At 63.3% G+C, this 13,769-nt stretch carries 12 protein-coding genes; all 12 read right to left on the bottom strand.

The annotated features are described in order from the left end of the window. Positions 1–39: 39 nt before the first annotated feature. Entirely contained in the window at positions 40–2,544 is a 2,505-nt protein-coding gene (locus tag ACLL97_RS17730; protein WP_411281811.1) for an ATP-dependent Clp protease ATP-binding subunit, read from the bottom strand. A gap of 28 nt (positions 2,545–2,572) precedes the next feature. Further along, entirely contained in the window at positions 2,573–3,673 is a 1,101-nt protein-coding gene (locus ACLL97_RS17725; RefSeq protein ID WP_411281810.1) for an ATP--guanido phosphotransferase, read from the bottom strand. Then, positions 3,670–4,158 carry a UvrB/UvrC motif-containing protein gene (locus ACLL97_RS17720; protein ID WP_411281809.1) on the bottom strand — a complete coding sequence of 163 codons (489 nt, stop codon included), beginning with the start codon at positions 4,156–4,158 and terminating at the stop codon, positions 3,670–3,672. Before ACLL97_RS17720 ends, ACLL97_RS17725 begins: the two co-directional genes overlap by 4 nt. Then, the gene (locus ACLL97_RS17715; RefSeq protein ID WP_411281808.1) at positions 4,158–4,913 is read right to left on the bottom strand and encodes an ABC transporter ATP-binding protein; all 756 of its coding nucleotides are present in this window, start codon (positions 4,911–4,913) and stop codon (positions 4,158–4,160) included. Before ACLL97_RS17715 ends, ACLL97_RS17720 begins: the two co-directional genes overlap by 1 nt. Continuing rightward, entirely contained in the window at positions 4,906–6,156 is a 1,251-nt protein-coding gene (locus ACLL97_RS17710; protein WP_411281807.1) for an FtsX-like permease family protein, read from the bottom strand. The genes ACLL97_RS17715 and ACLL97_RS17710 overlap by 8 nt, the downstream gene beginning before the upstream one ends. Positions 6,157–6,163: 7 nt before the next feature. Continuing rightward, a complete protein-coding gene (gene lysS / locus ACLL97_RS17705; RefSeq protein ID WP_411281806.1) occupies positions 6,164–7,630 on the bottom strand; it encodes a lysine--tRNA ligase in 1,467 nt (488 codons plus the stop codon). Between the two features lie 20 nt (positions 7,631–7,650). Continuing rightward, positions 7,651–8,776 (bottom strand): peptide chain release factor 2 gene (gene prfB, locus ACLL97_RS17700; RefSeq protein ID WP_411281805.1). Its coding sequence is split into 2 segments (ribosomal slippage): positions 7,651–8,703 and positions 8,705–8,776, totalling 1,125 coding nucleotides; the frame shifts between segments, so codons are not numbered across the junction. A 128-nt stretch (positions 8,777–8,904) separates the two neighbouring features. Then, on the bottom strand, positions 8,905–9,549 hold the full coding sequence (locus ACLL97_RS17695) for a zinc-ribbon domain-containing protein (protein WP_411281812.1): 645 nt from the start codon (positions 9,547–9,549) through the stop codon (positions 8,905–8,907). After that, entirely contained in the window at positions 9,549–10,577 is a 1,029-nt protein-coding gene (locus tag ACLL97_RS17690) for a GGDEF domain-containing protein (RefSeq protein WP_411281804.1), read from the bottom strand. The genes ACLL97_RS17695 and ACLL97_RS17690 overlap by 1 nt, the downstream gene beginning before the upstream one ends. A gap of 230 nt (positions 10,578–10,807) precedes the next feature. After that, entirely contained in the window at positions 10,808–11,755 is a 948-nt protein-coding gene (locus tag ACLL97_RS17685) for a hypothetical protein (protein ID WP_411281803.1), read from the bottom strand. Next, on the bottom strand, positions 11,755–12,741 hold the full coding sequence (locus ACLL97_RS17680) for a PorV/PorQ family protein (protein WP_411281802.1): 987 nt from the start codon (positions 12,739–12,741) through the stop codon (positions 11,755–11,757). Before ACLL97_RS17680 ends, ACLL97_RS17685 begins: the two co-directional genes overlap by 1 nt. After that, positions 12,738–13,616, bottom strand: coding sequence for a GTPase Era (gene era / locus ACLL97_RS17675; RefSeq protein WP_411281801.1), 879 nt, complete (start codon positions 13,614–13,616; stop codon positions 12,738–12,740). The genes ACLL97_RS17680 and era overlap by 4 nt, the downstream gene beginning before the upstream one ends. Positions 13,617–13,769 lie beyond the last annotated feature (153 nt).

The following is a 13,769-nucleotide window of genomic DNA, read 5'->3' as shown; positions in this document are numbered from 1 at the left end:
GCGCGCCCCCGCGGGCCCGCCCCCGCCGCTGATCCTGCGTTACGCCTGAGGCGTAGGGGACAGGACGCGGAACTCCAGTTTCTCCTTCTCGGTGGTGGAGACCGCCACTTCGATCTCATCCCCCTTCGAGAACTCGCCCAGCAGAATCTTCTCGGACAGCGGATCCTCGATATATCGCTGAATCGCCCGCTTGAGCGGTCGAGCGCCGTAGTGCTCGTCGTGCCCGTGGTCGACCAGGAACTCCGTCGCCGCGTCGGTGAGCTTGATCGTGATCTCCTCCTCGGCCAGACGCTTCTGCACGTCGGCGAACAGGATCGACACGATCTTGGAGATATGCTCTTTTCCGAGCGGGTGGAACACGATCACCTCGTCGAGACGATTGAGGAACTCGGGGTTGAAGACGCGCCCCATCTCCTCCTTCACCTTCTCCGAAATGCGCTCGAAATCCCCGCGCGCATCGTTGCCGGCGAAGCCCAAGGACTTACCGCGCGTGATGTCTTTCGCGCCCACGTTCGACGTCATGATCACGACCGTGTTCTTGAAGTCGATCACCCGGCCGTAGTTGTCGGTGAGATGACCCTCATCGAGCACCTGCAGCAGGATGTTGAACACGTCCGGGTGCGCCTTTTCGATTTCGTCCAACAGGACCACCGAGTATGGCTTGCGCCGCACGGCCTTCGTGAGCGTGCCGGAGTCTTCGTAGCCCACGTACCCCGGCGGCGCACCGATGAGCCTCGACACCGAGAACTTCTCCATGTACTCGCTCATGTCGACGCGAATGAGGGCCGAGGTGTCGGCAAACAGGAACTTGGCCAGCGACCGCGCGAGCTCGGTTTTACCGACGCCGGTGGGCCCCGAGAAGATGAACGAGCCGATCGGTCGACGCGGATCCTTCAAGCCGGCGCGGCTTCGGCGGATTGAGCGGGCAAGCGCCTTGATGGCCTCGTCCTGACCAACCACCGACTCATGTAGCTCGTCTTCCATTCGGAGCAGACGCGCCGTCTCGGCTTCCTGCAGCCGCGTGACGGGGATGCCCGTCCAACGGCTCACGATGAAGGCGATCTCTTCCTCGCCGAGCGTGGGTCGATGCGACTGACGCCGCTGTTCCCAGTCCTCTTGTTTGCGGCGGATCTGCGCCTGCAGATCACGCTCGTTGTCCCGCAACGACGCCGCCCGCTCGAAGTTTTGATCGCGCACCGCCGCTTCCTTGTCGGCGTTGATCGCTTCGAGCTGCTCCTTGAGCTCAGCCACCTCGGCCGGCGGCACCTGCGCCGCCAGACGTGCGCGAGCGCCCGCCTCGTCGATCACGTCGATCGCCTTATCCGGCAGGAAACGGTCGGTGATGTACCGCTCCGACAGCTTCGCCGCCGCGACCAATGTCTCGTCGGGGATATTCACACGGTGATGGTCCTCGTACTTCTTGCGCAACCCCTGCAGGATCTGCACGGTCTCATCGATCGAGGGCGGCTCGACGACGACCGTCTGGAATCGACGCTCGAGGGCTCCATCCTTTTCGATGTACTTGCGATACTCGTTCAGCGTGGACGCACCAACGCACTGCAGTTCGCCGCGCGCGAGTGCGGGCTTGAGCATGTTGCTGGCGTCGATGGCGCCTTCCGCCGCGCCAGCGCCGACGAGCGTATGCAACTCGTCGATGAACAGAATGACTTGCTTGTTCTGCGCGATCTCGTTCATGACCGCCTTGAGGCGCTCCTCGAACTGACCGCGGTATTTCGTACCGGCAATGACGGCCGCCATATCGAGCGAAAGCACGCGGTTGTCACGGAGCGAATCCGGACAGTCGCCGTTGGCGATCAACTGCGCGAGTCCTTCCACGATCGCTGTCTTGCCCACACCAGGTTCACCGATCAGCACCGGGTTGTTCTTTTTACGCCGTGTAAGCACCTCCATCACGCGCTCGATTTCCTTCGCGCGTCCGATGGTCGGATCGAGCTGGCCTTCGGCAGCAAGCTGCGTCAGGTCGCGACAGAAATGATCGAGGGCCGGCGTCTTCGACTTCTTGTCGCCCTTGGCTGGCGCAGCCGTCGGCGGGATGCTCCCAGCCTTCTCGGCCTGCGGCGCCTGTCCACCCTGCGGCATTTCCGTGCCGAGCAAACGGAGCGTTTCCGCTCGCGCCGCTTCGAGATTGACGCCTGCGTCGGTTAGCACCTGCGCGGCAATCCCCTTCTCTTCACGAAGGAGGCCCAGCAGCAGATGTTCGGTGCCGACGTAGCTGTGATTGAGATCGCGGGCTTCCGCCATCGCGAGCTCGAGCACCTTTTTCGCACGAGAAGTATACGGCAGATCAGGTCCGGTGGCCTGGGCCGCTTTCCCCTTCTTGACCGTGTCCTCGATCTTTTGGGTGACGTCGTCGAGATCCACGTTGAGGTTTTGCAGCACCGCCGCCGCAACGCCCTCCCCCTCGCGGATCAGGCCGAGCAGGATATGCTCGGTGCCCACATACTCGTGGTGCAGGCGTGCCGCTTCCTCGCGTGCCATCGCGAGAACCTTTCGCACCCGCTCGGTGAAGTTGTAGCCGTTCATCGTCCCCTCAGGGTCGTAGGGAAGCGGATCATTCGACGCCGCTGCCTTCGCTCACCAATACGTGCCGCACGTATTTGGCGCGCGCCAGATTAGTCTCGCTTTCCGTCAACACACGCTGCTCGAGATGAGCGAGATGCGCCGACTGGGCAAAGATCAGAAGCTTGTTGAGCGTGTATACACTAAGCCCAGTGATCAGTTTCAGGCCCACCGCCAGCCGTACTCCACTCAGGTAGTTCATGGCTTCGTCGAAGGTCAGACTGCGGGCATACCGCAGCGTCCCGTACGCGCGCCACAACTTGTCCTCGATAATATAGCCAGCGTCACGGACGAGGACACGACGCGCCTCCTCTTCGCGTTCGATCACGTGCCGAACGACGCGAACCAGCAGGTCCTGCAGCTCGTCCTCCGATCGTCCGAGCGTCGTCTGATTCGAGAGCTGGAAGAAATTCCCTACGACCTCACTCCCCTCGCCGTAGAGCCCGCGATACGTGAGCCCCATCTGCTGCAACCCGGCCAGCACTTTACCGATTTCCTTGGTGAGCACCAGCCCCGGCAGGTGAATCAGGACCGAGGCGCGAAGCCCCGTGCCGGCGTTCGTGGGACAGGCCGTCAGGAAGCCGAACTCGCGATGAAACGCGTACGGCACCTGTGAGCCAAGCTCGCGATCCAGACGATGCACGGACTCGAACGCCTGCGGAACGGCAAAACCGGACCGGAGTGACTGGAGCCGGAGATGGTCTTCCTCGTTCACGAGCAAGCCTACTGATTCACCCAGAAATACGGCAGCTCCCGACCGGATGGGATGCTGCGGATCGAGTCCCGCGAGCTCCTTGCTGACCAGATGGCGCTCGTGAAGCAACTGCCGGTCGACCGTCGCCAGCTCCTCGAGCCGAACCAACAAGCTGCCACTCAACGACGGTACGGCGCCAAGCGAGTCGCGGACCTGGGCCAGCATCCGCAGCCGCTCGCCGTCGCGGGCGCGGCCGGTGAAAGCGTATCCCGAGACGTTGCGGGCCAGTCGCATCCGGGTCGAGATGACGACGTCCGCGTTCGGACCGGACGCGTCTAGCCACCGAACTCCGCCGTCGGGCAGCAGCGACAGGTCCAAGGCCGGGCGTGGGGGAGTCATTCGATCACCTTGATGCGGTCGCGCAGCTCCGCGGCCAGTTCGAACTGCTCGGTGTCCACCGCCCGCTGGAGGCGATCCCGCAGATCGTGAATCGAGTCAGGCTTTGGCGTCGCGACATGGGTGACCGGTGCATCGTACCGCTCGCCTACATGCCGCGAACTGCCGTGCAATCGACGCAAGAGCTCGCGGAGGCTCTTCTCCATCGCGTCATAGCAGTGCGGACAACCCAGGCGCCCCGTGGCCCGGAAATCACGCGCCGTGGCCCCGCAGAACGAGCACGTAGCAGCGTCTTCACTGGTCGTGGACGCCTGTTGCTGCACGGCCTGCAAAATGTCTCCGAGCGGGTGCTGCGTGACGGCGACTGTGGTCTCCACGCCCTTTGCCGCTGCGCACTTCTCACAGAGATGGAGCTGCGTGACGGCGTTGTCCACAATGCGGGTCAGATGAACGACGGCGTCGTGCTCTTGGCAGTTATCGCAGATCATCAGCCCTCCGTTCCGAGACCGTTCGTCACCACCAACCGTCCTCCTTCCAACAAGAGCGCCCGATCGGCCCGGGCAGCCAGCGACTGATTGTGGGTCACGACGACCAGACCCAACGAGAGATCACGTGCGAGTTCCGAGAAGAGATCATGAAGTCGCTCCGCATTGTGCAGATCGAGATTGCCACTGGGCTCATCGGCCAGCAGGAGCGCGGGCTCGGCGGCCAACGCGCGCGCCACGGCGGTGCGCTGCTGCTCGCCACCCGACATCGCCCCCGGCCGGTGATGACGCCGCGCCGTGAGTCCTACCCGTTCCAACAAATGCTCGGCCCGCTGCCGGGCGACGCCGTCGGCGACCCCCGCAATGCGCAACGGCATCATCACGTTCTCAAGCGCAGAAAACTCGCGCAGCAGATGATGAAATTGAAACACGAACCCGACCGCGCGGTTCCTGAGCTTGGCAACCGACTCGTCGTCAAGACCCCCCACGCTCTGCCCAGCGAGTTCGATGCGACCAGCCGACGGCCGCTCCAATGCACCGAGCACGTGCAGCAGGGTGCTTTTCCCCGCCCCGCTCGCCCCCACCACGGCCACCATCTCGCCGCGTTTCACCGTGAGAGAAACCTCGTCGAGAATTCGGATTACGCCGCCATCCCCACCGAGAAATTCCTTGACGAGCCCCACCGCATGAACAACCGGTGGTTGGTCGGACATCGCGCTGTCGGCGCTGGCGGACTCCGCCGAAATCAGATCACTCATGGCGAATCGCGTCCACCGGGTACAGCCGTGCCGCCTGCGCCGCAGGATACAGCGTAGCGAGCGCCGTGATCACGAGACTCGAAACGATGATCAGCAACACATCAGGAATCTGGATGGCCACCGGCAGATGATCGATGAAGTACACCGACGGGTCCAGCGAAATGAGTTGGTACTTCTCGAGTAGCAGTGACAGGAACAACCCGATCGCCACTCCACCACCCGTGCCCACTGCACCTACAACGATTCCCTGATACAGAAAGATCCGACGAATCGACTTCGCCGGCATCCCCATCGCCCGGAGGATGCCGATTTCACGGGTCTTGTCGGAGACTACCATCGTGAGCGTACTCACGATGTTGAAGGCCGCCACGACGACGATGAGCAAAAGGATTACACCCATGCCAAGGCGCTCGAGCTTGAGTGCCTGAAACAGCGAGCGGTTCTGCTCTTGCCAATCGATCGCGCGCACCGGGGCCTTCAGGGTCGCGCGGAGCGAATCGGCCACCGACGGTGCTTGCCACCGGTCGACGGCGCGCACTTCGATGCCGGTCACGTCGTCGCCGAGTCCGGCGAAGCGCTGTGCCGCGGACAGTTCGAGATACAGATAGGCGTTGTCATACTCGTACATCCCTGTTTCGAAAACGCCCGAGACCACCGCGCTGTCGAGGCGAGGAACGAGTGCTCCCGTGGAGGCATTCATGTCGAGCCCCGCCGCCCCGACGAGCACAATCGTATCGCCCGGAAACGCATTCAGCTTGGAGGCCAACAGCTTGCCAAGCACCGCGCCCGGCAGTGATATGCCACTCCGCTTGAAACTGAAGTCACCGAGGATCGCGTGCGAGCGGATCGTGGTGACGTCCGCTCCCGGCACTCCCGCGGCCTCAATGCCCATCACCTGTGTGCCGGTCATGTAGCTGGACAGATTCCTGACCAATCCCTGCGTACTCACGAACGGGGCCGCCCGCACCACGCCCGGCGTCGCCGCAACCGCCTCGCGCGTCTCACGCCAGTTGGTCATCCGCATCCCATCGCCGTACGGCAACACGTGGACGTCGGGACTGCCCACCAGAATCTTTTCGCGCAGGTCGCGCTGCAGTCCGTTCATGACCCCCATGATGACGATGAGCGCGCTGACGCCGACCAGTACGCCGCCGATGGCGATGACACTGATCAGCGACAGCACGCGCGATCCACGGCGACTCCGCAGATAACGCCATGCGATCGACAACTCGAGGCGGGTCACGTCGTGGCTACTCGGGGCGCATGGTGGGGAACAGAATCACGTCGCGGATGTTCTGCGTGTCCGTGAGATACATGAACAGACGATCAATTCCGATACCGACACCACCGGTAGGTGGCATGCCGTACTCCATGGCACGCAGATAATCGTCGTCCACCCCGGACGCTTCGTCGTCACCCGCATCACGGAGTCGCGCCTGCGCCTCAAAGCGCTCACGCTGATCGATCGGATCGTTCAACTCGGAGAACGCGTTCGCCAGTTCCTTGCCACGCGCGAACAGCTCGAAGCGCTCGGTAAGACCGGCGGGCCCTCCACGCTTGGGCTTCGCCAGCGGCGACAGTTCGATCGGGTAGTCCACCACAAACGTCGGCGTCTCGATCTTGGACTCCACGAGCTCCTGAAACATCTCATCGAGCACTTTGGGTCTGCTCAGCGTGGCGACCTTCGGCACCCCGATGCGCTCGGCCGCCTGTCGCAGCGTGGCATCGTCCGCCGCCATCACATCGATGCCGACCGCTTGTGACAGCGAGGGCACCCATTCGACGCGCGGAAACGGCGTTACCAGTACCGGCACTTTTTCGCCCACGATCGGGATCGAGCGAATCGCATCGGCCGCCGCGACCATCAGCGTCTCGACGCGCGCCATCATCGTGCTGTAGTCGGCGAACGCCTCGTAGAACTCGAGCATCGTGAACTCCGGATTGTGCGTCCGGTCGATACCCTCGTTGCGGAAGTCGTGCCCGATCTCGTACACGCGTTCGAATCCGCCCACGATCAAGCGCTTGAGATACAGCTCGTCCGCGATGCGCAGATAGAGCGGCATGTCGAGCGTGTTGTGGTGCGTGATGAACGGACGCGCCGAGGCGCCGCCATACAGCGGCTGCAACACGGGCGTTTCCACTTCGAGATAGTTCAACCCATCTAAGTGCGACCGGATGCTGCGTGTCAGCACCGAGCGCGCACGGAACAGCGCGCGTACTTCCGGATGCACGGCAAGATCCGCGTATCGTTGACGCGCGCGTTGTTCGGTGTCCGAGAAGCCCGAGTAGCGCACCATCTGTCCATCGACCAGCTGCTCCTTGCCGAACGGCAGGGGCCGGAGCGACTTGGAGAGGAGCGTGGCCTCTCTGACCTTGACCGTCGCTTCGCCAGTCTTCGTGCGCATCATTGCGCCGCCTACCCCAACCCAATCGCCGAGGTCCCACGCGTTAAGTAGGGCCCATGTCGCCTCGCCCACTTCGTCGCGACGGAAGTACAGCTGCACCCGTCCGTCCATGTCAGCGAGATGCGCGAAGGCCGTCTTGCCCTGACTCCGCCACGACGTGAGACGACCAGCCACCGTGACGTCGGGGCCTGCGTCGGACGTGCCCAGTGCGGCGACCGCCTCCGTGGCAGTGTGCGACCGATCAAACGAGTATGCGAACGGTTCAATGCCGGCCGCCCGCAGCGTGTCGAGCTTGTCACGACGCGCCTTCATCAGAAAGTTCAGATCCTCGCTCACAGCGGGCGACCCTCCGCCTGCTGTTCGCTCTCCTGCTTCAAGTACGCCTGAATAAACGGATCGATTCCCCCGTCCATGACCTTCTGGACGTCGGCGATCTTGAGCTCGGTGCGGTGATCGTTGACCATCGTGTACGGTTGAAAGACGTAGCTGCGGATCTGGCTGCCGAAGGACACGTCCTGCTTGTCGGCATCGAGGAGGGCCTTGGCGGCGGCCAGCTTGTCAGACTCGCGCTGATACAGCTTGTTCTTGAGCTGCTTCATCGCGGTCGCCTTGTTCTTGAACTGCGAACGCTCAGCCTGCGACGCGCACACGAGACCCGTGGGCATGTGCGTTATGCGCACGGCGGACGAGGTCTTGTTGACGTGCTGACCGCCCGCGCCGGACGCGCGGTACACATCGATGCGCAGATCCTCGTCGCGAATCTCGATGTTGATTTCTTCGTTCACCACCGGATACACGAATACCGACGCGAAGCTGGTATGGCGTCGAGCCTGCGAGTCGAATGGCGAAATACGCACGAGACGGTGCACACCTGATTCAGGACGCAGGAAGCCATAGGCATACTGCCCCTTGATCTCGATGACGGCGCCCTTGATGCCCGCCTCTTCGCCCTCGCTGAGGTCGAGCATCTCGAGCTCGAACCCCTTGCGCTCCGCCCACCGTGTGTACATGCGCATGATCATCTCGGCCCAATCCTGCGCCTCGGTCCCGCCGGCGCCGGCGCTGATTTCTATCTGCGCATCACGGAAGTCATCGCGTCCGCGGAGCAGCGACTTCAGCTCGAACGCGTCGAGCTCTTCGACGATACGCTCGGTCTCGGTATCGAGATCCTTCGACATCGCGCTGTCCGGCTCGAGCGCGAGTAGTTCGTCGATCTCGCGCGAGGATTCGATACGCGCACTCAGCGAGTCGATCGGCTCAATCCACCCCTTGAGCACCTTGACCTGTTGCACGATGTCCCTGGCGTGCTCCTGATCGTTCCAGAAGGCTCCGTCGGACATCTCATTCTCATACGCGTTCAGCGTCGAGCGCTTGACGTCGACGTCAAAGATACCTCCGCATGTCCACCAGCCGCTCTTCCGATCGTGTCAAAACCTTCAGGCGTTCCCCGTCCTGCATGCCGTGCCTCCACGTACGACGCGAGCCGCCCTCCGCGCAGGAGAGCGGCCCGTAGTGTCACCAGCTGTTACCAGCATTCGAGTGACAGGGAAGGTACCTGGAGACCGCACCGGCTTCCAGCGGCAGAATCAGAACAGGCGACGACCACCCGCAAGAATGTCGTTCAGCGCTTCCTGAAAGTACGGCGAGTGCTCGGCGACATCCCGCCCAACCTGCTCGACGTACTCCTCGTAGCTCTTCTTGATCTCCTCGCGGAAGAGCTGGCGCAGCGTGCCATCGCGAAGACCCTCATCCCGCTTCTGGGGGTGATACGCCACCAGATCGGAGACGAGCGCTCGCGCGAGGCGTCGGGCGCGCTGCGCCGGATCGGCGCGCAGAAACGGATTGATCGGGCGCTTGCCGGCGGTGGGTGTCGCCGTTGCGGCCGACGATATCGGGGGCACTGACGGCGCCGTCACGGCCGTCGATGCGGCCGCCGTCTGGTACGCCGGCGACGACACGGCGGAAAGCGCCGGTGGTGTCATGACACTCGCCGACGATGGCCGCGTCGCGGTGGACGGCGCGCTGGAAACCGGGGTGGCGCGCGACTGACCAGAACCGAACGGCGCCACCGCCGCCGCGGAGGACGAGGGCGTCACCGAAACCGGCAGGGACCCGCCACCGATGGCAATCACACCACCGCACACCGAGCACCGCGCACGTACGCCTGTGGCCGGCACCTTCGCCGGGTCGACGCGAAACACTGACTTGCAGTCCGGACACGAAACCGTCATCACGCTCCCCCTGCACTGCGAATGCCCTGACGTGCCCGAAGCGCATCGATCGACGCGCCCGCCGACGCCGGTGCCGCCGGGTCGTCCCGGCGACGATCAACCGCCCACACGGAGCCCGATAGTGTCTTCGCGTAACTCTTCATTTCCGTCGCCAACTCGCTGACCTCGATGCCCCGTGTGAAATGCCGGCGCTGATTGGTGACGACGCCGACGGACAGCGTCATCAGCGGAACGCGATGCAACTGTCCGCGCCGATCCTTGCCGAAGAAATATCCCACACGACGGTCCTGCTCGGAATACTGCCACGGAATCAGTTCATCGAATACTCGGATGACTTCGTCGCAAACCCGGGGGACGGCCGCCAAGGGGATGGTGTACAGGAAGTCGTCGCCCCCAATGTGCCCAACGAAGCCCTCTTCGACGCATAATCCCGTGACAACGTCGTGGAGAATCCTGGCGAGCAGCCGAATCACCTGATCGCCGTGATGATACCCGTAGCGGTCGTTGAACTCCTTGAAGTGGTCGAGGTCGGCGTAACATGCCGCGAACTTTTCGCCGGTCGCGACGCGCCGGGCCAACTCCGCCGCGATCTCTCGCGTACCGGGCAAACGAGTGGATGGATGCACATCCGTGTCGCGATCGCTCCGTCGCAGCATCGCGGACAGCCGGGCGATAGCTTCCTGATCGCTGACATCCGCACGAAGGACCTCGTCCGCCCCCGCGTCAAAGGCGTCGGCGAGGCGCTCGGCCGGCACGATCACGAGCACCGGCACGATCGCGGTGTACGCGTCGCGCTTGAGGCGCCGGCACGTGCCGACGGCGCGTGCTTCCCAGTCGGCATCGCCACGCGCATCGATGAGAATGAGTCGGGGACGCGATTTCATCGCTTGTGGGCATACGCCGTCAGGATCGAGCGTCTGCTGCCGCGGGATCCGCGTCGATTCCCACCACGCTGTCAACCACGACGGTTCGTCCTGACCGAGGGTCAGATGAACCGCGACGTGTTCGTTGAAGCCCGGAGTGCTCATCGTCGAAGCGTGGATCGGGAGTGAAGAGGGCCGGTAGCACCCAAATACCAGGATCGGATGCCATCACGGGAGCTGACTGAAACGCGGCCAGCCACGGCCCCGGGAGCGAACAGGAGGGTGGCAACCCGCCGAACAGCAGACGATCACCTGCCAGTGATCGGCACGATGTGTCGACCATCACATCTACTGTCGCAAAACGAAAAATCAGGGCGGTGCGCCGCTCTGAGCGGCTAGTGCGGCGTTGGGACCAGACGAATGGCTGCGCGCACCTGCCGCCTGCCCTCGCGAGGGTCGCCCACCAGTTCGACCAGCGTGTGAATGCCGTCGACGCTCACGCCGGCCCCACCAAAGCGTCGCACGCGCACACTCACGTAGGCGTCGATCAGGCTCACCAAGTGGTTGGCGCCGACCAGTCCGACGTAGTTGACCGCTCGCTGCACGCTACGGTTGGCGCTCGCAATCGTCTGACCGTATACATCCTTCTCGAGCTGCGCGTCGCGCCAGCTCCACTGGTACGCGGTCGGCACGGCGCGTGACTGGTAAAAAGCAAGCGCACGTTGATACTCTGGGCTCGAACGCGCTGGCGCAACATCAGCGTTCACCCAGTACGTCTCGCGTGCCAGCAACCAGCGCGCGCCGTTGTAGGTCGTTTCGTCAGTTTCTGGATCGACGGCACCACCGGGATCACGATCGAACGCTCCGCTCTCGAGGAACTTCTCCATCGATTCGTAATAGTCCCAACTGCCACGGGGACGCTCCCCACCGAACGGCTGTCGCGCCACGTTGAACGCCAATGCGCGATACGCGTCGCGATCCCGATTTGCATCGCGTCGGGCACGTACCTGTTGCAGCAGGAGGTAGCCCTCGGCCACCAGATATCCGACGCCGCGCTGCTGTCCCATCATGAACTGGCCGGAGCCGGGCACGACCCCTGAAATCACCGGCGCCCACCACGGCGCGCGCTGGTCGCGTGACGGGCTTGACGCGCTTCCGGATGCACGAGTGGTCACGCTGCTCGATGCACGGGCGAATTCCACCGGCTGGTCGTGCTGCGCGGTCGCTGTGGCCACGGCTGTCGTGGTGCGAAGCGCCACGGGCATTCCGCCTTGGGCCAGCGCCGACGCCGCCGCCAGCATGGTGAGCAGAGCGCTCGCTATCGAGAGCCGTCCGCGCCGCATCAAAAGCGTGCCCGAAGTGAGACGTAGGTTGGCGGTTCACCGAGCTGCGCCGAGGCGGCGTCGAACCGGCGAGACAAATCCAGCGCAAAGCCCCCGCGCTGGAAGCCGAAGCCAATTGACGGGCCCTTGGCGTCACCGGGTTGGAGCTTGTAGCCACCCCTCAGGAACGCGACCTCCCGATACCCCAAGATGACACCAAGCCCACCAGCCGCGCCATTCAAAGCCGGGGCGCTCTGCACATCGAGCGTCACATCAAGCGACGCACCTGCGGCGGCGAGCGACGACACCGGCAGGCGTGCCATGCCACCGATTTGAATGATGCGAGGAAGCGGATCCGCCTGTTCGGCATCCTTCACTTGCAATGCGGGACCGAGATTGCGCACGGAGGATCCGATGGTAATCGGCAGCGTCGTGGGCAGCACGTACTGCACGCCGAGATCCAGAGCGCTCGTTGAGCCCGAGATAACGGGGACGTTTCCGCAGATGCCGGTGCACTGGAAGCGCAGCATGATGAACTTATACGTTACGCCCGCGCTGAGACGCTTCCCAACGGGCGTCGCGTAAGACAGCGCGAGTTGATAATTGCGATTGGTGATCGTGCCAATCTCCGAACCGTTGACCGGGTCGGTGGCCGCCTGATCGCCATAGTTCACCAGATACGCCGACGCCGCCACCGTTCCTAGCACGCGTGATGGGATCGCGAACGTGAGCATGTCGCTGGTGGCGATCAGGGTTTGCGAATGGTGCACGGCCAATTCCTTCTTCCCGATGCGCGCGAGGGCGGCAGCATTCCACCACATGGCTTCGGTGCCCAAGGTGGAATCGGCCACGACAGCCTCGCCTTGGGCGACGGCATGTGCTCCGAACGGGACCAGTAGGAAGAGCCCACCATTCTGTGCGCGCGCGATCGTCGCCGTGCTGACACTGAGCGCGATCACGACGGCGGCACGAACGCACCGTCCAAGCCACGACCGTCCGTGCGTCACGTCTTTTCGTTCGGGTCGCCGTATCCCAAGCGCAGCACCGCATTCCGATTGCGGCGCCAGTTGGGGAGCACTTTCACCCAGAGATCGAGATACACGGGTTGCCCCACGAAGCGCTCGATTTTCTCTCGCGCTACGCGACCAAGCTTCTTGATCTGCTGTCCGTTGGCTCCGATCACAATCCGTTTCTGGCTGTCGCGTTCGACGTGCAGGACCGCCCGAATGTACAGCGGCGTCGATCCTTCGCGAAACTCCTCAATTTCACAGGCGATCGCGTGCGGCAATTCATCGCCGAGTTGTTCGAGTGCCGTTTCACGGACGAACTCTGCGCAGAAGAACTTGACGGGCTGGGTCGAGAGTTCGTCGGCGGGATAGAGGAGAGGACTCTCAGGAAGCATCTGCGTTATCGCGTCGACCAGGCGATCCATGCCATCACCAGTGTGTGCGGACAACAGCACGGCATCCGGATAATGTTCGAGCAGCGCAAACTTCCTCGGCTCGTCGATCAAGTCGATCTTGTTGAGCGCGAGGAGGAGCTTGGCGCGGGGCGCGCGCTCCAGACCGGCAGCCGTGGCGAAATCGCTGGGAATGGTCGCGGTGGCGTCGACGACGTGAACCAAGACATCGGCGTCGCGCACGGCGGCGAGGGCGGCGTTTCGCATCGCGCTGTGCAGTGTATCTCTGGGTTCGAGCAGCCCTGGTGTATCGAGAATGACCATTTGCGTGTCATTCTCCGTCCGCAAGCCGAGTATGCGGTGACGGGTACTCTGTGCTTTGCTCGAGGTGATCGCGAGCTTCTCACCGACGAGTCGGTTAAGCAGGGTGGATTTGCCGGCGTTGGGGAAACCGGCGACCGTAACGATACCAGCCCGTGTCATGAACTCGGAATTGGGGGAATGTAGCCTGAGCGTGAAGGGTAGTGGTACACAGAAGCCCCCGCCACCGGGATCCTGAGGGATCGGTGACGGGGGCTTCCCAAGGTGCCGGCATCGGCCTACTCTCCCGCGGTCTCACGACCGGAGTACCATCGG

It is taken from the genome of Gemmatimonas sp. (assembly GCF_046594945.1).
Classification (GTDB): Bacteria; Gemmatimonadota; Gemmatimonadetes; order Gemmatimonadales; family Gemmatimonadaceae; genus Gemmatimonas.
This window is presented reverse-complemented; position numbering and strand designations above follow the sequence as displayed.

Coding starts and splice junctions, on each gene's coding strand:
- ACLL97_RS17730 (WP_411281811.1), bottom strand. CDS start 2,544: ATGAACGGCTACAACTTCACCGAGCGGGTGCGAAAGGTTCTCGCGATG.
- ACLL97_RS17725 (WP_411281810.1), bottom strand. CDS start 3,673: ATGACTCCCCCACGCCCGGCCTTGGACCTGTCGCTGCTGCCCGACGGC.
- ACLL97_RS17720 (WP_411281809.1), bottom strand. CDS start 4,158: ATGATCTGCGATAACTGCCAAGAGCACGACGCCGTCGTTCATCTGACC.
- ACLL97_RS17715 (WP_411281808.1), bottom strand. CDS start 4,913: ATGAGTGATCTGATTTCGGCGGAGTCCGCCAGCGCCGACAGCGCGATG.
- lysS (WP_411281806.1), bottom strand. CDS start 7,630: ATGAAGGCGCGTCGTGACAAGCTCGACACGCTGCGGGCGGCCGGCATT.
- ACLL97_RS17695 (WP_411281812.1), bottom strand. CDS start 9,549: ATGACGGTTTCGTGTCCGGACTGCAAGTCAGTGTTTCGCGTCGACCCG.
- ACLL97_RS17690 (WP_411281804.1), bottom strand. CDS start 10,577: ATGAGCACTCCGGGCTTCAACGAACACGTCGCGGTTCATCTGACCCTC.
- ACLL97_RS17685 (WP_411281803.1), bottom strand. CDS start 11,755: ATGCGGCGCGGACGGCTCTCGATAGCGAGCGCTCTGCTCACCATGCTG.
- era (WP_411281801.1), bottom strand. CDS start 13,616: ATGACACGGGCTGGTATCGTTACGGTCGCCGGTTTCCCCAACGCCGGC.